Raw genomic sequence first — 20,887 nt, 5'->3', positions numbered from 1 at the left:
GCCTCATTGCTTCACCGGGTCCCCAAGCGGCGTCTGGTCGGTGTTCGTTTGTTCTCCAAGGCGGTCAAGCGGCACCAGGTTGTTCTGCGCCGTCAGGGCGTCAGCCCCATCAACAACCGGCAAATTCTCAAGCTTCCGCACTTCGTTTCTCGTCATGAATCCGTTCTGAAGGGCCTTGCTGTAGCTGTCATAGCGGCTCGCGATGTTCGCCCTCTGAAGTGCGCTCATCTTGAACTCGCAGTTGAGCGTTTCCTGCTCTTCCACGGTGAATAGGGTCTTCGTAAGAGACTGCTCAAGCCCCGTGCAAAGCGGCTGAATCGTCGAGCGGTAGAACCCTTCAATGATCTGCTCGAGGCCACTTGCCGAGGCGCCGCCCGAACTGTTGAGAAGAGCGCTCGGCACGCCGAACCAGCGGCCGATCTCCTCTATTCCGAATTTCCGGGTTTCAAGCAGCTGGGCGTCTGCCGCCGACATTGAAATCTGCTGGTACTTCATGTCGCCCGGTAAAACATGCAGCCAGTCCCCTGAACTGCCTGTCACGGGCGTCAGATTCGCATAGCGCTCCTTCAGCTGCCGGATCTGATCCTTGTTCAGGTCCTGATCAATCATGAGAAGGCCTGTGAGCTGGTTGCCGTTGCCGTACATGGTCGTGGCGTTCTTCTGGGCGTTCACGAGTTCTGTCGTGGTGGCCTGCATGTACTCAAGCGTTGAAAGCCCGACAATGCCGTTTCCAAGACCCTTCCAGTGCAGGATCTTGTCTGCCTTGAAGTAATAGATGCTGCCGTCCTTGTAGTACTGGTAAACAACTTCGCCGTCGACAACGCCCACTTCCATCTGATCGGCCGCGAGCGGCGTGAGGCTCACCAGCTGCCCCGCTCCGTCTCTAGCGATCAGGGCGTAGCCGTTGCCGCGAAGGAAGCGATTCAGCCCCATCGCAACCCAAAAATCGTGCGCCGTCATGGCCGCATTCGGGCTGCGCAGCACCTGCCATACCCGCGAATCGCGAGCCTCGGTGCGATTTCCGTCTCTATCCCTGCGATAAACAACGACAGGCAAAGACGCTATGGTCTCAGCAAGCAGCGTGACGCAGGACCAGACCGCCGACATCTGGAGCCCGTGGTCCGGAGGGATAGGCTGAACGCCGCTTATCGCCGGCCCCGTGGGCTCCCTTCGCTGAAGGCCTGAGACATCGCCAATCGGCGAGCCCCATCCGGCCCAGTGGGCGATGGACCCAAAAATAGAAGCTATCTTCATAGTTCAAGAAACTCATTCAAATCCATTGCCTGGTGGTCTTCATTCAGCAGGGCGCGGGAGAGCGCCATGATGGCCGCCACCACTCCGTCGATCTTGTTCTCCGAGACTTCCTTTCTTGGGTAGATGTTCTCTTTGGCGTCCACGTGGCAGACCACATTGCTCACCATCCATGTGAGGACAGGGTCGCCGTTGAAATGCAGGCGGTGATCAAGCACCAACGCCTGAAACTGCTTCATGGGATCCGAGAGGTTCGCCACCGTCTGCTTGCAGAGCACCATCGGGACGCCGTCGTCCGAGAGCTCCTTGGAGAGCTGCACGGCCTGAAACGGGTCGTAGGCCACGGACTGAACTTCGTAGCGCCCGCAGTCCTCAAGGATCGAATCCTTAATGAGCCCGTAGTCCGTTACCGGACCCTCGTTCACATGCAGGCATCCCAGATACTCCCAGCCCTGGTACTGGCTGTTCTTTGCCCGCTCAACGGCCGTCCTCGGAAGCCAATAGTCTCCGAACAGGTAGTAGTGGTTTTCTCCACCGATGGTCCGATGGAAAAGCTTCACCTTCGCCGTCATGTCGTTAGTGGAGGCAAGGTCGAGACCCAGCCAGCAGGGCTGGCCGTCGAAATCCGTCTCATCAAGACTTTCGTCAGCGCAGGCGTCCCACGCCTTCATGTCCATCCATCCGACATCAGCGTTGCACCAGATGTCGAGGTGTTTGGTTTTGAAGTTGTTTTCCGCCGCCGGCGTCGCTATCGCCTTAGCTTGCAGCGCCCGGATGACCTCCGGTCGGACGGAAACGCCCCAGTTCGGATTCGCTTTCGCCAGAGCCTCGTCCGTCTTCCAGTCGTCCTCAGGGTCCAGCGTGTAGATGATTCCAAAGTAGGACTCGTCCTGAATCGACTTCGAAAGGACCTTGGTCACGACATTGCGCTGCTCATAGCAGATCCCCGTACGGTCCACGCCTGCGGTCGTAATCGAGACCATCAGCGAATTGCGTCTTTTACCCAGGCTGGTCTCAACCACATCGAAAACATCGCGTTTTTTATGCGCGTGCAACTCGTCGATGATCGCGAGGTGCGTGTTCAAGCCGTCCAGCGTGGAGCCCTCGGAGCTCTTCGCCTGGAACATGCTGTGCGTGCCCGGGACGACAATGGCGTGCGCTGTGACCTTAAGGCCGTAAGCGTCCTGAAGGGCTTTGTTGCCTTCAGCCATCGTCTGGGCGTCGCCAAAGACGATCTTCGCCTGCTCGCGGGTCGTTGCAAAGCTGTAGACCTCGGCGCCGGGCTCGTGATCTGCGCACAAACAGAAGAGGCCGATGCCGGAGAGCAGGGTCGACTTTCCGTTTCCTCTGGGCACTTCGACATACGCCGACCTGAAGCGCCTGTTGCCAGCCTTCGACCTCCACCCGAAAAGCGTCGTGAGGACGAAGACCTGCCACGGCTCGAGATGAATCTGCCGGCCTGCCAGCTCGCCTTTGGTGTGAGTCAGGTTCTCAATGAACCAGCATGGGCGGCCGGCCTCTTTCTCATCAAAGTAGAAGTCGCCGTCATTGCCCCGCCACCGCTTCAGGTCTTCCTTCTGCCTCTCTACCGCCTCTTTCACATAGCGGCACGCAGGCACAGTCCCGTCCTGCACGTCGCTCATATACTTCTTTGCTATGGCAACGTAGTCAGGCTTTTTCATCAGTTCTCAAACGGGTTGCTTGAATCCTTTTCTTCGCTTTCCGCTACGGGCGCGCGCGTGCGCGAAACGGGGGTGAAACCAAGCTCTTTCTCAAGCTTCAGCAGGGTTGAATCGACCTGCTGCATCATCAGAAACTCCGGGGCCGCTCGCCTATTTCCTTTGTCGTCCACGGTGATCAGGCACGACCCGTCGGACCTTTCAACCATCTTCGCCAGCTTCCGATACAGGGCGTAGTTGCGGCACCAGCGCTCGAAAACCGCGACATCCGTGGCTTTAAGCGTTCCCGCCGGGACATTGGCGAGCACATTCGTCCAGGCGTCGCGAGCGTCTCCTGTCAGCCCCTTCGGGGGATCAGAAGACAGCCAGGGGCGGCCGTCATGACGCACCGTGACGCTCCTCGCGCTCAAATGAACCCCGCTCGCCCGCTTGTCCTCGTCTGAAACTCGTCTGGCCGGCATTTTCAAAAATCGATGTTCGTACGCAAAAAATTGACTAAGGGCGCGGTCTTGAGGTTTTTCGATTTCAAAATCTGATCCCCCTACCCCCTGCTGTCGACCTGCTCGGACTCAATGAGCTTGATTTCAATATCGGTCTTGCATTCGTCAAGCTGCGACGACAGAGAAACGATCTCTTCAAGCGGCAGCACTTCTCCGCTGAATCTTTTGTCCGTGATCTCGGCCAGTCGATCTAAAATCTTTCTAGCCTCGCCAATGCCCTTATATACAGAGGAAAGGCAGGACACTTTATTCTCAACCGACATAAGCACCTCTATGAACGAACCTAAATTTAAGGCTCACGCGTTCACCTGTCCGCACTGTGGTGTTTTGGCCACAATGCACTGGGTTTCTATAAAAAAGGACTTCTCAGAAGACTTTAAGAGCGAAGAAGCAGCCATCTCTGTTTGCTTCAATTGCAACAAGCCCGCTCTCTGGGTGAATAAAGAGCTTGTCTATCCGGATTACAAAGACGTTGCACCGCATAAAGACATGCCGGAGCCAGCTGCGAAAACATTTCGAGAAGCTCAGAGCATCCTCACTAGATCGCCAAGAGGATCATGCATGCTGTTAAGACTTTGCCTCGAACAACTTTTAACTTGGCTGGGCTACGACCAGAAAACTTTAGCCTCTAAAATTAGTGAAGTTTCGAAGAGAAACACTCAGATCGAAAGCCTTCTAAATGTCTGCCGATTTGCCGGTAATGAATTTGTTCACGCGGGAACATTAGACAGCTTGGACAAGTCTGGGCTCGACCCCAAAGGAACCGCAGAAAGCTTATCCACTCTGATCAATTCAGCCGTCGAGATACTTATTACTCAACCCAAAATCATTGCGGACCTTAACAACCGCTTCTCAAAGCACTGAGTTACCGAACCCACCGTTTTCTTTAGCGGTCTTGCGGCTGTGACATTCGTGGCACAGAGCCTGCCAGTTGCTCTGATCCCACATTAGCTTTGGGTCGCCATGATGCGGGATGATGTGATCAACATCCGTGGCTTTAGTCAGCCGGCCTTGCCGCTTGCACTCCTCACAAAGAGGATGAGATTTAAGGAATTGGGCCCGCAGGCGCTGCCACTTTGAACCGTAGCCACGCTGCGAAGCCGTTCCCTTGAATCTCTTTCTTCTCGCTTCGCGCTCGGCGGCTAGCTCTTTGCCTTTCTCTTTGTGCCTTGAGCAATACTTATCAGTCAAAGGTATGGCCGCCTGGCATCCCGGATAGGCGCAGATGTGGAGCAGAGGCATACCGTCACGAAACAAAGGAGTTCAAGAATGGCAATCACAGAGCACGAGAAAGAACTAATTGACTATGCATCCTCATGCTTATTTCAAACCTTAATCAGAGCCAATCCATTTCCAAATGGATTTGTTAGTGACGCCGCGCACCAAATGGCTGCAAGCGTTGATAACAGCGCCTGCTCGTTTGCCCGTGTCCTTGTACAAACACTTGAAAGAATCAACGCGCAAAACGAAACACTGCAAAGGCAAATCGCATTGGAGTCCAAAGCCGAAGCTGAAAGAAGAGCACAGCAAACAAGGAGAATGAGTCTCATCGTTGCTGGGCCTGTAGCCCTTGTTGTGGTCTTGATAAGCGAGGCAATTAAATTCCTGTTTTCTTAGCCCAGAGAACGATAAGAACAATCGAAAGCGCAATAATCGCGCCCCACAGGCCGCCAATGAAACGATTAAAGCGAGCCTCAGATCTAGCCGCACTTTCTGCCCATTGCTTCTGCTCTTTCTGCTCGCCGAGCCGGACCTTTGCCTCAACCATCATCAGGCGCTGGTCCAAATCACCAATAGCTTTTTCAACATCGGTGTTCATAAAGGACATGGCGATTCCAAATAGAAAGAGCCGGAGCCTTTCGACCCCGGCGAAAGCACCGCACTTAGGAGAGTCGGCTGCAATAGGGGTGCCGGAGCTTCGCTGCAGGTAACAGCATCGCGTACGTTAAAAGGAGGGCGAAGCCCCGGCGTAACTGGTGCCGATGGAATGCGCTTGGCAAGACGGCCTCTTTCGAGAACTCGTTTCCACACTCCACCGGCATAAAAATTAAGCCCGGAGATCTTCCGACCTTCGGGCTTGAATTCGTTTCCTATAGAAGGTTACAAAAGCTCTAGCTGTTCCACCCCTGGTTTATGCTGCTTCACCTTAAGGATGGAGTAGCGAATAACAAGCTTTCCACCTTCCACCATTTGCTTTGTTTCAAGATCGACAATGAGAACATCGCCCTTGCCGAATCTTTCTTTTCCTTCATCGATGCGAGCTAGAAATTCCGTATCTTCGATAGAAGCAAAAATCGAGTTTTTTTCTCCTAAAGATACTTTCCATTTTCCGCCATCTTTGAATGACGCCGTCTCAATAAGCAGAGCCGCTTCATTTACATGAGAGTTAATTTCCAGGCTTTCTTCCGGCCTCTGAAAGGAATCAAGATCAGCTTTTTCAAGCCTAAATTCTCGCTGTTCTGTCGCAACAGAAATGGCGTCTATTCCCTCTTGGCAAAGAGGATCGGCAATCCTAGAACAAGCTTCGCGGCACTTAATGTTTTTATACCCATAATAGGTATAGTTATTCACAATCATCGTGTTGTTATTGAACACAATGGTTGCTTTTGATTTATCTTCGTTCCAGTTAACGGCGTCTGGCTTATATCCTTCCAAAAACTTCTTAAGCCCCAAGATCTCAATAAACGCTTCGATTAGGGTGAAGGCGTTGCATGTTGCTGTTGTTGCCGGGCTGAGCAAAAAATCCTGAATCTGGGTAAGTAAGCCAACGTCTAAAGTCAGGTTGATGATAAAACTGCCAGGCTTAAAGTCGGCCGAAACCTTAAGACGAACCTTGGCGTCGTCTTTATTGACAGCAGAATTCAACTCGACTAGTGCGTCATTTACAGCCAAAAGCGCCGGAGCCAGCTGGGCAACATCCATTGTATGGTCGTCCAGGGCCGGGCCTTCAAATCTAATGGCGAAACTGCGACTGTTTTTTTCCATGTCGACAAGTCGAGCAAATGGTACGAAACAATCGTACCCCAAAAACAAACCCCGCATCATCTCTGACCGGGGTTCACGTTTCTTTTTGGTGCGCCTAACCCGCCAAAAGGCAGGTTTAAAGACACAGGGTCACCGTTCAAGTTGTAATGGAAATTATACATCGAATTCAAGCTCGTGCTTCACTTTCGCTACGGCTATCGCCATGAGAGTGTCGAATTCTCGGTAAAGGATCCTCTCGTACCGGCAGATGAAAGTCCGATTGCAGAGCTGGATGTAGCGCATCTTCAGCATTTCCTTCTCATACGGGTAGAGCCTGGCGTTTGTGATCGCCTTGTCCACGCGCATTGCGTCCTGCTCGTCATAGAACAGCCGCGCCGAAGGCTCCACTTCGTAGTCCGGATTGTTCTCCCTCATCATGCGGTAGATAGGCGAAGCCTGTGCGTGCGAACCGCTTCCAGTCCTGCTCCACCTCCCCCAGTTGCGCAATCTTTGCTCAACGTCCATCGAAGCCACTCCTATTAAACCGCCGTCCTCGCTCGATCGCTCCTTCGTTCTCCGGCGTTTCTTCCTCCGCCCACATTTTGATAAGAACCCATGAGATTTCTCTGCCAGTTAAGAGCATCTCGACTGTTTCCCTGCCCGTTCGCTTGCCATAGAAGCGAAACCCGGAGCGGGCCTCGAAGAGAACCCTCTTGCCGTTTTTGGGCATATCCCGCATTTGCGCAACGACGTGCCATGTGTAGCTATGCATCGGACTATCTCCTGCCAGGGTAAGGAAGAACATCGAACCCGCCGCCGTCTTTTTTGCGTCGGGGATAGATAACAAAAAAATCGAACGGGTATTTGTCGGCAATGACTTTGCACTTGATCTTCGCGTCGTCCATGAACACCGCTGGAGCGCCTTTCACTTCGTGCAGCTCGATCCTGCCATCTGGGCGAAGAACGACGAAATCCGGCGTGTACCAGCATGAGCCATCAGCCACTTTGAGCTTCATGCTCTCGAACCAAAAATCTAAGATGCGTCCTGAGCGCTTTTCTCCCTCCAAGTAATCGGAGTACGACTGCTCGGTCTTGTTCAGCTCGCCTGTTTTGAGACGACCTCTGGCCCTGAGCCCCTCCAGGGCGTAGTTTTTATGCCGAGTCTTAAAAATCATTTAATCTCCACCGTTTTCGCGAATGACAAAGCTTTGTCGATAGACCAGTTTGACACCGGATACATTTTCAAAATTGCCCACACGGTTTTCCTGCTTACTTTTGAACCCGCGCAGAAATCTGAATGATTCATGCACGCCCAGGCTCTCGAAATAATTTCGATTTCTCCCTGGGAAGCGATGAGTTTCGTGCGGGGCTTTCGGGGTTTTCGAGGCTTTTTTTGTCTTCCAATCGCTCGCATTCTTTCTTTAACAGCTCTTTCTCGTCGTTTTTGTTTCTTGAGTTCTTCTGCGTCTATAGCTGCGAGCTGGTTGCTCCAGTAGCTCATATCGGTTCCCATGGCTTGCTCCTTTCCTTAAGTCCCTGAATGGCATCGAGCTGATGCGGTTTTGTCGTGTCGATTCCGGACATCCCGGACGGCATGTAGTCCTGCAGATACCGAGCTGAGCTTATGCAGAACTGGCCGCTAGGCTTGTCGTACCAGAGCGGCGTCATGCTTGAGTCTCCGGTTGCTCGCTGCTTATCTACTGTCAGAAGGACATCCGGTTCAGAGTCCCACTGGTCATTACGAAATCCGCCGTCGATAATCTGCTGCTCCTTCTCTCGATTGCGCCTGAGCAAGGCCACGTTATCGGCCAGGTTGCTGATGTCTGACGATCCGGAGATGTCAAAACGGGACGGCTTCGCGTTCTGCCCCTGACCATTCGCCGGCTTGCGAAGATGCGCGACAAGATGGATATGGGCGCCGGTTGCGATAGCGATTTCTTTCATGGTCTGGACCACGCGCTTCTGAGACTGCATAACCGAGTCCGAGCTGTTTCCAGTCGTGAGCATCATGAGGTTATCCACAACGATGTGCCGGCACCCGAGCATTTTCGCGGCGTAGAAGACACCGTCTGCGCAGTACTCCGCGCTGATAGCGCCCTGGTTCCTGTAGATGTAGAGCAAATCGTTCGCCCAGTCGAAGAAAGGGAAAAGATCCTGAGTCGTGGGCGAACGGCCAAAAGCGCAGCGCATGCAGCTGATCAGCGTCCGCTTCGGATCCATTTCGAACGAGAACAAACAAACTTTCTGGCTCTGAGACATCATGGAAAGAGCAAGCTGATTCATAAGGGCTGACTTTCCCGCTCCGTTTTCGCCGCCCCAGATAGTGAGTTCCGAAGGACGGAAGTCAAAGGACTTCACGAGCGGATTCTTTCCTGCAAGCCGACTGGCCGGGTACATCAACTCCGAAGCGATATCGCCCTGCAGCTGTCCGCACTTGACGATGTCCTCGGCAATCCGGGCGTTGTAGTCGCTCCAGGCGCCGCGGGTTTTTGCCGGTTCAACGGTCCCTGCAAAGACATCTGCCATCTCTGTAAACCTCCATTCTGTCGGTTGAGTCCAGGAAAGAAGCGAAGCACGGATCAGCGTTCAATATGTTGTCTCTGCAGGCCCACATCACCGGATCCATACCCTCCTCAGACTTCACGGAAACGGAATGCCCCCGGCAGAATCGCCAGTCCACGTCCTGGAACCTGTCCAATGGATCGATAAAAACCTCGTCGTCAACGTATGGAACGAGATCTTCCTCGCCGTCACCGAAGCCCCAGTTGACCTTGAGCCTTGGTGTTGCGTGATCCGGAAAAACCTTTGATCGGAAGGTGATGTAGATCACCGGTCCGAATGGAGCATGACGGTCGATCCGTGCGGCTTCAAAAGAGTCCATTGAGTTCCTCGTAGATTTCGTCGTCGTGGTTCTGTGGTTCAGAAGCGGGCTTCGAAGAAGGCGCCGGCGCCTGACCCTGCTGCTTCGCAAGCCTCTGCCTTTCTCGTTCCTGCCTACCCATGCGTTTGAAGTCGTCCTCCGGTTCCTGCTCTCTCTTCAGCCACTCGGCTTTAAATCCTTGCCATCCCCGCTCTATGCAGAGATCTATCGCCTGCGCTGGTGTTAGTCCAGCCTTAGCCGCTTGATTGCAGAAGAGCTTCCACCCATACTCCGTGATTCCGCCCGTCCTCTTTGCTTTCCTAACCTGCATCCACGCGTCCCATGCCTCAGGGTTGATTTCTGGTGGGCAGGGGAACGCGGTCTTCCTCCTCGCCGGAGGCGGGGAGGGAGGAAGAGCTTCTATCCCCTGTTCAGTTCCTTGTTTAATTCCTTGTTCTATTCCTTGTTTACATGCACCCTGTGCGACACCCTCATGCACGGTATGCGACACCCCGGTGCAATCCGTGCGACACCCTCCCGCACCCTGTGCGACACCCTCATGCACGGTATGCGACACGTCCTGCACGCCTTGCGACACCCTATTCGATATAGACATCGCATAGAGAGTGCGGACTATCACGCCTCGATCATCCTTCTCTGCTCGTCTGGTGATGAGGTTCTTTTGTTCCAGTTGAGACAAGGCGTACTGCACGGCGCGAAGACTGATGTGTGCCTCTTTCGCAAGCAATGCTTGACTCGGGAAGCACTCCCCCGTTCTTTCACTCATGTGCCAAGCCAACAGCATGAGGCAAAGCCTCTGTTGCGAAGTTTCAACATCAACTGATGCGGCCCAGTCCATCGCCCTGTACGACATGGCACTCTCTTATTCGCGGTCGCGCCACGGGTGAAAATCGAGAGTCTCGGCTACAGCCGGCACTTTTCTGTATCTCACCTGAAGAAACTGGAGTCTGTCTTCTGGTATGCCGACCTTCTTCCATGCTGAAACTGACGGATGTCGAATGCCGAACGTCTTGGCAACAGAAACAACACCTCCCAAGGCATCGATTACCTTTTCTGACCTTTCAGGGTCGAGCCTTCTGTTTCGTCTACACGTAGTCATAATTTCGCTTACGTAGTGGTAATTTACTTTTAAGTAATTATAGCTACATAAAAAGAAACTACAACCCCGTCCTTTGGTTTTCTTTTGTTCGGTAGTATTTCCTACGGGAGGCTCTATGTCAGAACTTAAAGATAGATTGGAAATTGCGCTTACAAAGTCTGGCAAGACAAAGATTGAATTGGCCAGATATTGCGGGCTGTCTCATCCGTCGGTCAGTAATTGGTTCAACGGAAAAACAAAGCAATTGACCGCCATCAACGCAATTAAGGCTTCTGAGTTTTTAGGCGTTAGCCTGAAATGGCTCACAGAAGGGGTCGGAAATCCCGGCGACTCGATGGTGTTGCCTTCAGATGAATCAAAAAGCTCCGACGACTACATTATCATTCCCGAATATCGCGTACGCTGCGGAGCCGGATCTGAGGATTCCCCATCTTTTGAAGAGGCAACAGAGTCTAAGCCTGCATACTATCGCAGAGAATGGTTCACGGAACGCGGGCTAAATCCGGCTCAGTGCCGCCGCTTAAAGGTACACGGTGACAGCATGATGCCAATACTGTTCGACGGGGACACGATCCTCTGTGATTGCCGAAAATTCCCAATAGTTTCCGGTAAGGTGTATGCGTTTTGCTTTGCCGACGAAGTGCGAGTCAAACGGTTATACAAAAAGCTGAACGGCGGCGTAATTGTTCATTCCGAAAACCCCAACATGGAAGATGAAGAAATATTGCCAAACGAAATGTCGAAGTTTTACTTGATTGGGAGGGTCGTTGACAGGTCTGGTAGCGGCCCCTTTTAAAAGGCCAAATCTTTAAATGCGCCGCCCTAGCAGGGCGGTTTTTTTGTTCCTCTTGATGTGGGACAAACTTGTGCTACGTAGTTTTATCTTCGGAACTGCGTAGCTTTACTTTTCTTAAATTTGTAGCTATAGTTCCTCATAACGAAGTTAAAACTACATACGCGAGCCGGTTTTCAAATTCGGCGAAGAGGAAAAGAAAATGGAACTCTGTTTCGCGGTTTTCCCCAGCAAGGGCACCAAACTGGTCTTCATCCGCCGGCCCGAGGCCGCCACCTTTGGTGACAAGAACTTCCCGTGCCACACGTGGGAAGCCCAAGTGGTCTTCACTGACGACCACGGGGACATGTCAGCCGTCTACAAGGGGCAGAGGATCGCCCCGGACAGCAGCACAAGAGCCGATCTTTTGGAGCTTTTCGGCTTCGACAGGGCGCTTGCAAAAACGGCCCGGTGCATCTGAGAAAGGAGCCATACATGAGCAAAGCAGACTGGATCGTAACGGCTGTTGTGGGTCTCGTCTTCATCGGCGCATGCACCGTCGGCAGCTGGGTGCTCTGGGCGCTGCGAGCGATCGCGGGGGTCTGAGATGACGGCATTTTTTCTTTCGTTGACTGGCATTGCGATTTGCGTGGCCATTGTGTTTCTATCAGTGCAAATCGGGTCCGGCCTTCTCACGCTAAGCGCTTCAATTGATGAGCTTTCTAGAACTCTGAAAAAAAGTCACGGAACCTTACGTCAAAGCTCATGCGCGTCAGATAAGAGCCTAGGAGAACCAAATGAATAATGCCATTCCAGTTTTCTGGCGGGATAAAAAACACCTGCAGGTTCTGAACTCTGTCGAGGTTATGAATCGTCAGGCTTCCCGTGGAGCTCGTTTGCATTCGTTCAATGTCTTTCTCGGAGAGCCTGCCTGGATCGATCTCGGGGAACACTTTGCACCATTTGATTGTGATTTTCTTGATCACAAAGTTTGGCGGCACGCGGTTTACAGAAAGAACAACAAAGAAAAGGCGATTCCTTTTCCCAACATCGGAGGAAACCATTCCGGTGCTGTGAATCCAAATATCTGGCCTGTTCAAACCCAGCCCCGTGAAGACGAAATAGGCCGTAGCTATGGCTCCTATGGCGGAAATGATAGTGAAAAACGGCTCAATGGCTTTGATGAAATTGAGCATTGCTGCACCCCCTCTGTGAGGGAAATAAGGATTGGTCTCCAAGAACTTTACCTCACAGAGGGGCTCACCAATGGAAACAGGAAGGAGTGGTGAGATGGAAGGCAAAAAGATCACCGCTGAGGCCGCCCGCGACATCTGGGCGGCCGAGCTCAAGAACGGCACTGAGTCTTTTCACAGGTGGGGATCGACAACAAACCACCTGATTGACGTTCTCAAGGACTTACATGAACTGACTGGCGGCCATATCGACGATCCTCTTGGCTTCTTCATCCTTAAGTCCGGTGACAAGCATCTGCCTGAGACAGAGAAGGTAGAGGGCATCCATTCGAGCCAAAAAGCCAAGTTGAGACGCGAAACGATTGCTTATTGCCTCGTTTATTGCCTTCTCGAACGGAACTCTACTGGAAGTTCGCATTTCGATGTCCTGCTTAACAAGGCTCTGAAGCTTCTCATGATCGAACGCCTGGAGGAACGGGAAATGGATAGCTCCTTTTTCAATACCAGCAATGATGATCTGGGCAGCCTCTTCGGAAGTAAAGGCGTTTGAATCTTTTTCTGTCATGTGATTTCTCCTAAGGGATGGTTGAGCTAAGAGAGCTTGCTAGGTCCTCTACAAACTCAATCATCCCACAGGGAGAAAAGCGAACCCTTATCTCTGGACCACATCCAGACACAAGGGCTTGCGATAAAGGCAAGTTCAAGGGGTGAAATTCCCCGGACGGCTCTGATCCGGCAGCGGCATGCCGGGGAGCCCGAGTGACAAGCTGCACGACCTGACGCGGCTCACTTCCTGAAGCTCTTCTGAGCCACAGGCCCGGGGCAGTCTCCACCGGTGCAGGAAGGACAAAACGCCAACACATGCTCTTTTAACAGAGGGCATCTGTGGGCGCTTTAGTAGCCGTTAAAATTAGTGGCACGTTTTAATGGCGATAAGCCGAACACAGAATGTATTTCCTACAAAGAGGCCGGGCAATGCTTAAATCAATTTCTTTATTTAATCACAAAGGCGGAGTCAGCAAAACGACGACCGCATTTAATCTAGGGTGGGCTCTGGCGGACGCCGGTTATAAGGTACTTCTCGTTGATTTGGATTCTCAATGTAACCTGACGGGGATTGTTCTGGGTTACGGGAAAATGAGCGATGGACTTGACAATTTTTATGGAAGCCGGGCAAACCTTACTCTTAAGACTATTGTTGAGCAATTAATCGACGGGGATACTCCAGATAACATTTTAGGGAATGAAAAAGGTAACCTTTTCCCCACTCAAAATGAGAATTTATATCTTTTGCCTGGGAGCCTGAATATTTCAGATATGGACTCTCAGGTAAGTATTGCTTTGAAAATTGCTGTTGGCATCCCCGCCACACGAAACCTTCCTGGGGCATTACCTCGTTTAATCAGATCGCTTGCTGAAAGAGACGGGTTTGATTTCATTATTTACGATATGAGCCCCAATGTTGGCGGAATTAACGAAGTAATGCTGATGTCAAGCGACTATTTCATTGTGCCAACGACACCGGATTTCTTCTGCTGGCAAGCAATTTCATCACTATCAAAACATATTAAATCATGGCACCAGGAAATCGACAGCTTTAAATTATCGGTACCAGGGCGGACAAGCTCCTCTCTTACCAATCATCCTCAATTTCTTGGGACAATTCAACAGCGCTACCGCATTAGGAATCAAGAACCGGCTAAATCCTTTGACAGATGGATTAATGAGATAAGAAAGGCTATAGATACCGTTTTAATCCCCTCATTAAAAGAAATTGATTGCATAGTTGATCGGGGAACAGTTCAGGATGTTTTAAATGCCAACCGCTCTAAAAATGGAGGGGGACTTAATGCCTATGATCTTGCTCACATCTCTGACTTTAATTCACTTATAGCAATGAGCCAGAGCCTTTCTAAACCTGTTTTTGCACTTACTGACGAAGATATTATTGGGCAAAAACAATTCGGCTACGCACTAGATACGATGAAGCGCAGCAGGGATTCGTTCCGAGAACAGTTTAATAGGCTAGCAAAAATAATTGAGATGCTGACAAATTAAGCAAAGCAATTTACTACAAATTGTAGTAGGTTGAAAATTTTAGAGTTTTACATCAGATCCGCCAGGCGCAAGTCAGGCGGATTTTTTTATGGAGCAAACATGAGTTATGCCACATTGATCTTGGGAGAGTCTGGAACTGGCAAAACCTGCTCTCTCAGGAACCTGGATCCGAGCAAAACGCTACTCATCCAGCCCGAGAGAAAGCCTCTCCCCTTCCCTCCGAAAGGGTGGCGAGAAGTTAAGGTGAAGGATGACGGCGGGAATATCTATGTCGCCGACAACCCTAAAACGATTCTTGCCGTCATGTCCAGAGCCAAGGATGAAATCATCGTCATCGATGACTGGCAGTACATCCTAGCGAATATGTACATGAACCGGAGAAACGAGAAATCGTTCGACAAGTTCAACGACATCGGGGGCGCCGGATTCGATATCGCAAAAGCCGCTTCAGATCTCGATCACGACAAGCGGGTTTACGTCCTTGCTCACACAGCAACGGACGAGTTCGGAAACACGCGCATCAAGACGCTCGGAAAGCTTCTGGACGACAAGATTGTTGTAGAGGGCTTGTTCACCACAGTTCTTAGAACACACGTCGTCAATGGCCGCTATTTCTTCTCAACGCAGAACTCGGGGTCAGACACCGTCAAGTCTCCCATGGGACTCTTCAATGATCCAGAAATCGACAACGACCTTGCTGCAGTCGATGCGGCTATATGCAGCTACTACGGAATCACTTCAAACGTTAAAGGAGCATGAAATGAAATTTTCTCTCGATCCTAAGGGCGCTCGCTCTGTCGGAAAAGCACAAATGATTGATATCAGCGGCGCCTATGAGGGCGTTTTTAAGGACGCTTATTTCATCAGAACACGCAGCGGCGCTGGGTTCATGCATTTTGACTTCCTGTCTGTTGAGGGACAGCGGTGCAACATTTCGATGTGCGTTCAGAAGATCAATGGCGAAGCGACATTCAACCGCGCCATTGTGGACGCCATCATGACAGTTCTTCGCCTGAAGGAGGTTGTATCTGTAAGCGGAGATGTGAATCGCAACGGAACGGTGACGCCTGTTGATCGCTTTCCTGAACTCATCGACAAGCCGATTGGCCTGCTCCTCCAGAGGATTAACGATCCCAGCAACGAGCGCTACCCGTACAGCATGAACATCATCACGCCGTTCGACAAGACGACGAAGATGACCGCGGCCGAGATCCTCGACCGAGCCACCGAGGCAAAGGCGATGGAAAAGAGGCTCGCGACGCTGAAAGACCGTACGCTCCGCGTTCGTACTTCCGAGCCCATCCAGGAAGCCTCGTCTAGCGAACCTGACGAAAACATCCCGTTTTAAGGAATGGCCATGAGTTCTCTGTACGAAATTAACGATCAGCTTTCTGCTGCCATCAATCGCCTCCAGCTCTGCTTTGACGCAGAAACAGGAGAGGTGGATGACGAAAAAGCTCTCGCCGCCGCTGAATTGGAACTCTCCTCGCTCCAGGTCACATTCAACGCCAAAGCTTGCGCTGTCGCCGCATTTATGGACGACAGCCAGGCGTTGATCGAGCAAATGAAGGATCGAGAAGAGGCTATCTACAAACGCAGAAAGGCTCTGGAGAATCGCAACAAGCACCTCAAGCAGTACCTTCTCGACGCAATGACTGCTCAGGGGATTAAGAAGGTTGAATCTCCGGACTTCCGGATCAGCGTGGCCAAAACGGCCCCCAGCGTTGAGATTTTCGACGAGGCTCAGATCCCGGATAAGTACTGGGTGCACCCGGCTCCGCGGCTGGACAAAGCGGGCCTGCGGGCCGCACTGAAAGAGGGCGCCACCATCCCCGGCGCGAAGCTGGGCGCCGCAGGAACTTCTCTGAGGATCAAGTAATGGCGCACGGCATGGACATCATTATCGACGAAACAGAAGTCAACGGGGATGAGCTAGTGGCGACGCTCTACCGGTGCCTGATGGATTTCTCCGTCGCATGGAAAGTGCTCGGTCTGCTGACAGACAAAGAGCGCGAGCGGTTGCTTGTCAGAGTATCGAAGAAGACTGAGGGCTGGCTGGAGCCTGATGAGCGCGCATACATCTACGGTCGGCTGGCTGGCATGCAGAAGGACGGGCAACCCGGACTCTTGCAGGACTTCTACCGACTGATCGCGCTGATCGCGCTGATGCACCCGGACGCCTTCAAAGACTTGCAGATAGAAAAGATCGAAACACCGATCAACTAACCAACTCGCATAGGAGAAACAAATGGCATCAGTGAACAAAGTCATTCTTCTTGGCCGCCTTGGGCGCGATCCCGAGATGGGACAGACGACGTCTGCAACGTCTGTCGCCCGGCTCGCCGTCGCGACGTCTCGGACACGAAAAGACCAGTCTGGGAATCGCACCGAGGAGACGGAGTGGCACAACGTCGTGCTGTTCGGGCGGCAGGCAGAGACCGCGAAGCAGTACCTTACGAAGGGCAGCGAGGTCTACATCGAGGGTCGTCTGCGCACCCGCAGCTATGAAAAGGACGGCGTCAAGCGCTACTCGACCGAGATCATTGCCGAGCAGATGCAGCTCGGTGCCAAGGCGCACGGCAACCCGCCCGCGCCCAAGCAGACCCCGGCCCAGCAGCAGGCATTCGGAGACGACGAAGATGTCCCGTTCTGACATGTGCCATCTGAAGGTCACCGTGCAGCGCGAGGGCGAGGATGCCGAGAACACCCCCCGCGTGCTGTACGACGAGAAGCCCGAAGGCTGGATCACGGAATGGCAGATATCCACAGCTCGCAAGTACCTCTGGCAGTCGCTTGGCGGTGGGCTGTACACCCAGCCGGAGCCTGTCGATGTGGCTTTCAGCCCCGATAAGCGTACGCAGATCGTTCGCTTCAGCGTGTGGGAAAGCCGAAGCGGGACGACGACATGGCGGGTAGAGATGAATGAAGGAGGCAGGTTATGGAAATAACGTACGACAAATATGACGCGAACGTCTATCAGAGTGACGCAGCCCGGACGATAAACCCGGAACTAACCCGCGACGAGATGGCGCAGCACGCAACTCTGGGCATGGTCTCTGAAATCGGAGAGATCTGCGGAATCTATCAAAAGACATTCCAAGGGCACGAGCCAGATCCTGAGCATGCGAAGCGTGAACTGGGGGATTTGCTGTGGTTCGTGGCCGAGTACTGCACCGCGCAAGGCTGGAAACTGAGCGATGTCATGCGTCTGAACATCAGCAAGCTGCGTGCCCGCTATCCGCAGGGGTTTGATCCGGAGCGCAGCCGGCACCGTGCGCAGGGGGATGTATGAACCCAGATCCTGTTGTGCTGGAAGCGCTCGCGAAGCGCATACAAACATATTCCCACCGCGGCGCCGGAATGCTGGAAACAAAAGAGGCGCTGAAAGAAATGTGCCGCCGCTATCTAGCTGGCGCCTCGTGCGGCGCGCTCGCCGACCACTTCGGAGTCACGCAAACGACTATCTCAAATCATCTGAAGCGGCTTGGGGTCTACGAAGATCCGGCGCGCAGAAAGTTGGTTCAGAAGACGATCACTCGCGCAGAGAAGGGCTTGATGGTCGGGATGATGCTGAGTGGACTGTCGAACTGGGACATCTCGCTACAGACGGGCTACTCGGAAGAGGAGGTCGATCGCGCGATCACGACGGCCTACGAGTACGACGAGATCAAGCGCATCCGCGAACTCGCGCGGAAGGCGAAGGCGAGGACGACGGTGCACTTGGTCGAAGATTCTGTAGCCCCATCATCTGCGCCGGTAAGAGTTGTGCCGTCAGTTGACGTAAAGATAAAGAAGACGCCTGGCTTAAGGCGCCGCGTCGTGGATCTTGACAAAGTGGAGGATTGAATGCAGATAGCAGTATCGATTGAGCTCACGGAAGACGGCGGCAGACTGCTGTTCCGCAACAGCCAGACGCGCAGCCTGATGTTTGCTTACGACATGGAGAAGAGGGCGGACGCCGCCCGGATCGTTTCGCAGATCGGCCTTCTGCTGCGTCACTTCGACGATGTCGCGAAGAAGGACACGAAGACTATCGACATGTTCGACAAGCCCGTGCCGCCGGCCATTGCAGCGCCGACGAGGACCGACCCGGACGTCACGTTGTGGCAGCACGATTACTGGACTGAATCAAGGAGAGAGGATCATGAATGACATGACAATCTTGAACCCAAGCACTTCCCCGGCCCGGGTTCTAGCGGCCCTGCGCTGGCAGATCATGTCAGCTAATCAGGCACTGGAGGTAGCGCTAGGCAACGCGCTTTACTACGACGCCCGCATGGGTAACGTCGTGCCCCGCGACTACTACAAGCTTGTGAACCGCGCCAGGGCGTCGACCCGCCGACTATACGAGCTTACAAAAACGCCTGGGTTCGAGCGCGCAATTCTCGGCAAGCGGTCGGACGAGGAGGAAGAAGATGATATTCGGGAGGACTAAAGCGCGGATCGACGGGCTGCACGAGGAGCTCGCCAGGCTGCGTGATCGGATCGAGGCGCTCGAGCGCGACAAGAAAGCCATGGAGCGAACGCTCGAGGATATGCGCTTGGACATCAATAGGCAGTCCTGGGAGATCGGCACGCAGCGCAACCGCATAACCCAGGTTCACCGCAAGGTTTTCAAGCAGGAAAGGAGCAACAGACATGCCCGAGAATACTGAGAAAATCGACCACCCGGCGCACTATAACTCGCTGCCCCATGAAGTTATATCTATCGTCGGCTACATGTCTTTCGCCAAGGGCAACGCGGTTAAGTATCTCATGCGCGCGCCCTTCAAGGGTGCGTACGACGAGGACTTGCGGAAAGCGCAGTGGTATTTGCATTGGATCGACGAGCACTATGCGGGCTACGAGCCGATAGATCCTCAGCGGCAGCAGATGATAGAGGACAACATTAAAGCCCTTGGCGACCGCACCGAGCTCACGTACCCGCTGCATTTAATTGCGCTTGACTTCTGGCACCTGGCGCGCAACAGCCTGGACGCCGCGATAAAACTTCGGGAGAAGGAGAAAGAAAATGACGGGCAAGAATAAACTCGCTGATCCATCTGCCTCGGGCGAGGTTTGGGTCAAAGCGGCGGACATCATGGACTTCTTGGACATCAGCCGCTCGACGCTCGACAGGCTGCGCGCTTCCGGAAGTATCGCTCAGCCCGTGCGCTTCGACGGCATTATGCGCTGGCAGAAGAAAGACGTGCTGGACTATATCCGTCGGGCAAAAGAAAGTCGGCCCAGCGCTGCATGAGAGGGCGACGCTGATCGAGCTGGTCGGTGCGCAGGTATGCTGACGTCACTGCGTTGCCGACCGCGTGCGAGAGCGCGAGCTCGCAGAGAACGAAGTCCTCTCCGTTCTCAGCTCCCCAGTCCCGGAAAGCGCTGCGCATGCCGTGCATTGTGTAGCCCTTTCCAGTGAGACGCTGCAGCAGAACCCGCGGCGTCTCTTTTGATATGTGCCCCCGCCCCAGGCGCGAGAAGACGAACTCCCCCTCGCGCGGCAGGCTCTCTAATATAGATAGAGCCTGGGCCGAAAGCGGCACGCGGTGCGGGTAATCTTTACCGTCTTTCCTCCGCGGCATCAGCCACACCTTCCTGTCGAAATCAAACTCCTCCCAGCGTGCAGGCACGAATTCGTTCGCCCTGGACGCCGTCAATGTCCCGAACAGTATCGCTTTAAATCCGATCGAGTTGCTCTCCGAGAGCGCCTGGCAGAGCGCCGGAAGCTCACGCCACGGGTAGGCCATCAGGTGCGTGGTAGGGTGCACGCGCGGCGGGAAGACCTGGTCCAGGTTCCCGCGCCAGCGCGCCGGATTGTCGCCCGTCCTCCAGCCGTTGAACTCGCAGTAGTCCAGTATTGCCTCGAGCCGCATGCGGATCTTGCGGCCGGTCTCAGCGTGGTGCTGCCACACCGGCCCGAGGATACTGATCACGTCGTCCCTGGTGATCTCGTCCACGCGCTTGGCTGCGAGCGTCGGCAGCATGTAAAGCCGGATCGACGATCTCCACTTCTCATCCGTGTAGCTAGAGCGCCAGGCCTTGAGCGTGGCGAAGTGGTCGACGGCACGCTCCCATATCTGCCCGAATGTTGGCACGATCTTCTTCTGCTGCTCGTGCCCAGGAAACTTCCCCTCGGCTATGTCCGCGCGCAGCTTCACGGCCAAGCGCTTCGCTGCCGTTGGCGTGAGCCTGGATGCGGAGCCCAGGCCAATTTCCCGGCGCCGGGCGTTCTCTGTATATCTGAAATACCAGGACGCTGCCACCCCGCGCTTCCGTAAATAGAGTCCATTCCCCACGCTGTAAAGCCCGTCCGCAAGCTGCGCGGGATCCGAGAGTTTTAATTTCTGTGCCACCCTTTTTCCTGCCACCGTGCCACCCTCCCTGCCACCATGACGATAAACGAAACGTGATGAAACGAGAGTAACGCAGATGATGTGCGTTTGGCAAGAAGCCTTAATTTTCGGGGGTTTAGATGAACGGGTAGGAGTGTAGAAGAACCAAG

General features: G+C 53.4%; 35 protein-coding genes and 1 pseudogene. 20 read left to right on the top strand and 16 right to left on the bottom strand.

Features of this window, described 5'->3' with window-relative positions; all coding sequences use genetic code 11:
• Window positions 1-3: 3 nt before the first annotated feature.
• The 4 genes from MUN46_RS11605 to MUN46_RS11590 form a co-directional block, all read right to left on the bottom strand.
• Window positions 4-1,254, bottom strand: a complete 1,251-nt coding sequence (locus MUN46_RS11605; protein ID WP_243377365.1) for a phage portal protein — start codon at window positions 1,252-1,254, stop codon at window positions 4-6.
• The gene (locus MUN46_RS11600; protein WP_243377366.1) at window positions 1,251-2,933 is read right to left on the bottom strand and encodes a terminase large subunit; all 1,683 of its coding nucleotides are present in this window, start codon (window positions 2,931-2,933) and stop codon (window positions 1,251-1,253) included. The genes MUN46_RS11605 and MUN46_RS11600 overlap by 4 nt, the downstream gene beginning before the upstream one ends.
• On the bottom strand, window positions 2,933-3,391 hold the full coding sequence (locus MUN46_RS11595) for a phage terminase small subunit P27 family (protein ID WP_243377367.1): 459 nt from the start codon (window positions 3,389-3,391) through the stop codon (window positions 2,933-2,935). The genes MUN46_RS11600 and MUN46_RS11595 overlap by 1 nt, the downstream gene beginning before the upstream one ends.
• An 80-nt stretch (window positions 3,392-3,471) precedes the next feature.
• Complete coding sequence (locus MUN46_RS11590) at window positions 3,472-3,693, bottom strand: hypothetical protein (RefSeq protein ID WP_243377368.1); 222 nt, start codon at window positions 3,691-3,693, stop codon at window positions 3,472-3,474.
• A 10-nt stretch (window positions 3,694-3,703) separates the two neighbouring features.
• Here MUN46_RS11590 and MUN46_RS11585 point away from each other — a divergent pair, with 10 nt between their 5' ends.
• The gene (locus tag MUN46_RS11585; RefSeq protein ID WP_243377369.1) at window positions 3,704-4,294 is read left to right on the top strand and encodes a DUF4145 domain-containing protein; all 591 of its coding nucleotides are present in this window, start codon (window positions 3,704-3,706) and stop codon (window positions 4,292-4,294) included.
• Here the strand turns inward: MUN46_RS11585 and MUN46_RS11580 are convergent.
• Window positions 4,283-4,621, bottom strand: a complete 339-nt coding sequence (locus MUN46_RS11580) for an HNH endonuclease (protein WP_243377370.1) — start codon at window positions 4,619-4,621, stop codon at window positions 4,283-4,285. The two genes, MUN46_RS11585 and MUN46_RS11580, sit on opposite strands and share 12 nt — an antisense overlap.
• Before the next feature lie 78 nt (window positions 4,622-4,699).
• Between MUN46_RS11580 and MUN46_RS11575 the strand changes: the two genes are divergently transcribed.
• Window positions 4,700-5,047: a hypothetical protein gene (locus MUN46_RS11575; RefSeq protein ID WP_243377371.1), complete on the top strand. Its 348-nt coding sequence runs from the start codon at window positions 4,700-4,702 to the stop codon at window positions 5,045-5,047.
• Here the strand turns inward: MUN46_RS11575 and MUN46_RS11570 are convergent.
• The 10 genes and pseudogenes from MUN46_RS11570 to MUN46_RS11825 form a co-directional block, all read right to left on the bottom strand.
• Window positions 5,028-5,258, bottom strand: a complete 231-nt coding sequence (locus MUN46_RS11570; protein WP_285230620.1) for a hypothetical protein — start codon at window positions 5,256-5,258, stop codon at window positions 5,028-5,030. The two genes, MUN46_RS11575 and MUN46_RS11570, sit on opposite strands and share 20 nt — an antisense overlap.
• 272 nt (window positions 5,259-5,530) lie before the next feature.
• Window positions 5,531-6,415, bottom strand: a complete 885-nt coding sequence (locus MUN46_RS11565) for an LAPAL motif-containing putative phage structural protein (RefSeq protein ID WP_243377373.1) — start codon at window positions 6,413-6,415, stop codon at window positions 5,531-5,533.
• 153 nt (window positions 6,416-6,568) lie between these two features.
• Window positions 6,569-6,919, bottom strand: a complete 351-nt coding sequence (locus tag MUN46_RS11560) for a hypothetical protein (protein WP_243377374.1) — start codon at window positions 6,917-6,919, stop codon at window positions 6,569-6,571.
• Window positions 6,909-7,166 (bottom strand): hypothetical protein, encoded by a 258-nt coding sequence (locus tag MUN46_RS11555; RefSeq protein ID WP_243377375.1) that lies wholly within the window; start codon window positions 7,164-7,166, stop codon window positions 6,909-6,911. Before MUN46_RS11555 ends, MUN46_RS11560 begins: the two co-directional genes overlap by 11 nt.
• Window positions 7,167-7,170: 4 nt before the next feature.
• Complete coding sequence (locus MUN46_RS11550; protein WP_243377376.1) at window positions 7,171-7,569, bottom strand: DUF1064 domain-containing protein; 399 nt, start codon at window positions 7,567-7,569, stop codon at window positions 7,171-7,173.
• A complete protein-coding gene (locus MUN46_RS11545) occupies window positions 7,566-7,907 on the bottom strand; it encodes a hypothetical protein (RefSeq protein WP_243377377.1) in 342 nt (113 codons plus the stop codon). Before MUN46_RS11545 ends, MUN46_RS11550 begins: the two co-directional genes overlap by 4 nt.
• A complete protein-coding gene (locus MUN46_RS11540; protein ID WP_237980506.1) occupies window positions 7,892-8,920 on the bottom strand; it encodes an AAA family ATPase in 1,029 nt (342 codons plus the stop codon). The genes MUN46_RS11545 and MUN46_RS11540 overlap by 16 nt, the downstream gene beginning before the upstream one ends.
• A complete protein-coding gene (locus MUN46_RS11535) occupies window positions 8,892-9,275 on the bottom strand; it encodes a hypothetical protein (protein WP_237980505.1) in 384 nt (127 codons plus the stop codon). The genes MUN46_RS11540 and MUN46_RS11535 overlap by 29 nt, the downstream gene beginning before the upstream one ends.
• Window positions 9,262-9,585, bottom strand: coding sequence for a hypothetical protein (locus MUN46_RS11530; protein ID WP_285230619.1), 324 nt, complete (start codon window positions 9,583-9,585; stop codon window positions 9,262-9,264). The genes MUN46_RS11535 and MUN46_RS11530 overlap by 14 nt, the downstream gene beginning before the upstream one ends.
• Window positions 9,586-9,936: 351 nt before the next feature.
• Window positions 9,937-10,113: pseudogene (locus MUN46_RS11825) on the bottom strand (helix-turn-helix domain-containing protein); the annotation flags it as partial.
• Between the two features lie 376 nt (window positions 10,114-10,489).
• Between MUN46_RS11825 and MUN46_RS11525 the strand changes: the two are divergent.
• From MUN46_RS11525 to MUN46_RS11440, 18 genes are all read left to right on the top strand, one after another.
• Complete coding sequence (locus tag MUN46_RS11525) at window positions 10,490-11,170, top strand: S24 family peptidase (RefSeq protein ID WP_285230618.1); 681 nt, start codon at window positions 10,490-10,492, stop codon at window positions 11,168-11,170.
• A 199-nt stretch (window positions 11,171-11,369) separates the two neighbouring features.
• Window positions 11,370-11,627, top strand: coding sequence for a hypothetical protein (locus MUN46_RS11520; RefSeq protein ID WP_285230617.1), 258 nt, complete (start codon window positions 11,370-11,372; stop codon window positions 11,625-11,627).
• A gap of 316 nt (window positions 11,628-11,943) precedes the next feature.
• Entirely contained in the window at window positions 11,944-12,435 is a 492-nt protein-coding gene (locus MUN46_RS11515) for a hypothetical protein (protein WP_237980501.1), read from the top strand.
• A 1-nt stretch (window position 12,436) separates the two neighbouring features.
• Window positions 12,437-12,889, top strand: a complete 453-nt coding sequence (locus tag MUN46_RS11510; RefSeq protein ID WP_237980500.1) for a hypothetical protein — start codon at window positions 12,437-12,439, stop codon at window positions 12,887-12,889.
• A gap of 425 nt (window positions 12,890-13,314) precedes the next feature.
• Window positions 13,315-14,397: a ParA family protein gene (locus MUN46_RS11505; RefSeq protein ID WP_237980499.1), complete on the top strand. Its 1,083-nt coding sequence runs from the start codon at window positions 13,315-13,317 to the stop codon at window positions 14,395-14,397.
• Window positions 14,398-14,496: 99 nt separating this feature from the next.
• Complete coding sequence (locus tag MUN46_RS11500) at window positions 14,497-15,156, top strand: DEAD/DEAH box helicase family protein (RefSeq protein WP_243377760.1); 660 nt, start codon at window positions 14,497-14,499, stop codon at window positions 15,154-15,156.
• Between the two features lie 52 nt (window positions 15,157-15,208).
• On the top strand, window positions 15,209-15,745 hold the full coding sequence (locus tag MUN46_RS11495; protein WP_285230616.1) for a hypothetical protein: 537 nt from the start codon (window positions 15,209-15,211) through the stop codon (window positions 15,743-15,745).
• 9 nt (window positions 15,746-15,754) lie between these two features.
• On the top strand, window positions 15,755-16,276 hold the full coding sequence (locus MUN46_RS11490) for a siphovirus Gp157 family protein (RefSeq protein ID WP_285230615.1): 522 nt from the start codon (window positions 15,755-15,757) through the stop codon (window positions 16,274-16,276).
• A gap of 11 nt (window positions 16,277-16,287) precedes the next feature.
• Entirely contained in the window at window positions 16,288-16,623 is a 336-nt protein-coding gene (locus MUN46_RS11485) for a hypothetical protein (RefSeq protein WP_243377405.1), read from the top strand.
• Window positions 16,624-16,645: 22 nt separating this feature from the next.
• Complete coding sequence (locus MUN46_RS11480) at window positions 16,646-17,050, top strand: single-stranded DNA-binding protein (RefSeq protein WP_243377406.1); 405 nt, start codon at window positions 16,646-16,648, stop codon at window positions 17,048-17,050.
• Window positions 17,037-17,345: a hypothetical protein gene (locus MUN46_RS11475; protein WP_243377407.1), complete on the top strand. Its 309-nt coding sequence runs from the start codon at window positions 17,037-17,039 to the stop codon at window positions 17,343-17,345. Before MUN46_RS11480 ends, MUN46_RS11475 begins: the two co-directional genes overlap by 14 nt.
• Window positions 17,336-17,689 carry a nucleoside triphosphate pyrophosphohydrolase family protein gene (locus MUN46_RS11470; RefSeq protein WP_243377408.1) on the top strand — a complete coding sequence of 118 codons (354 nt, stop codon included), beginning with the start codon at window positions 17,336-17,338 and terminating at the stop codon, window positions 17,687-17,689. Before MUN46_RS11475 ends, MUN46_RS11470 begins: the two co-directional genes overlap by 10 nt.
• Window positions 17,686-18,243: a hypothetical protein gene (locus MUN46_RS11465; RefSeq protein ID WP_243377409.1), complete on the top strand. Its 558-nt coding sequence runs from the start codon at window positions 17,686-17,688 to the stop codon at window positions 18,241-18,243. Before MUN46_RS11470 ends, MUN46_RS11465 begins: the two co-directional genes overlap by 4 nt.
• Window positions 18,244-18,549 carry a hypothetical protein gene (locus MUN46_RS11460; RefSeq protein WP_243377410.1) on the top strand — a complete coding sequence of 102 codons (306 nt, stop codon included), beginning with the start codon at window positions 18,244-18,246 and terminating at the stop codon, window positions 18,547-18,549.
• A 1-nt stretch (window position 18,550) separates the two neighbouring features.
• Window positions 18,551-18,832: a hypothetical protein gene (locus MUN46_RS11455; RefSeq protein WP_285230614.1), complete on the top strand. Its 282-nt coding sequence runs from the start codon at window positions 18,551-18,553 to the stop codon at window positions 18,830-18,832.
• A complete protein-coding gene (locus MUN46_RS11450; protein ID WP_243377412.1) occupies window positions 18,813-19,052 on the top strand; it encodes a hypothetical protein in 240 nt (79 codons plus the stop codon). Before MUN46_RS11455 ends, MUN46_RS11450 begins: the two co-directional genes overlap by 20 nt.
• The gene (locus MUN46_RS11445; protein ID WP_243377413.1) at window positions 19,036-19,425 is read left to right on the top strand and encodes a DUF3310 domain-containing protein; all 390 of its coding nucleotides are present in this window, start codon (window positions 19,036-19,038) and stop codon (window positions 19,423-19,425) included. The genes MUN46_RS11450 and MUN46_RS11445 overlap by 17 nt, the downstream gene beginning before the upstream one ends.
• On the top strand, window positions 19,409-19,636 hold the full coding sequence (locus MUN46_RS11440; protein ID WP_243377414.1) for a helix-turn-helix transcriptional regulator: 228 nt from the start codon (window positions 19,409-19,411) through the stop codon (window positions 19,634-19,636). Before MUN46_RS11445 ends, MUN46_RS11440 begins: the two co-directional genes overlap by 17 nt.
• Here the strand turns inward: MUN46_RS11440 and MUN46_RS11435 are convergent.
• Window positions 19,563-20,738 (bottom strand): tyrosine-type recombinase/integrase, encoded by a 1,176-nt coding sequence (locus MUN46_RS11435; protein ID WP_243377415.1) that lies wholly within the window; start codon window positions 20,736-20,738, stop codon window positions 19,563-19,565. The two genes, MUN46_RS11440 and MUN46_RS11435, sit on opposite strands and share 74 nt — an antisense overlap.
• Window positions 20,739-20,887 lie beyond the last annotated feature (149 nt).

Source organism: Mesosutterella faecium (genome assembly GCF_022809315.2).
GTDB lineage: Bacteria > Pseudomonadota > Gammaproteobacteria > Burkholderiales > Burkholderiaceae_F > Mesosutterella > Mesosutterella faecium.
Note: the sequence above shows the minus strand (reverse complement) of the source record. Positions and strands in the feature narration are given on the sequence as shown.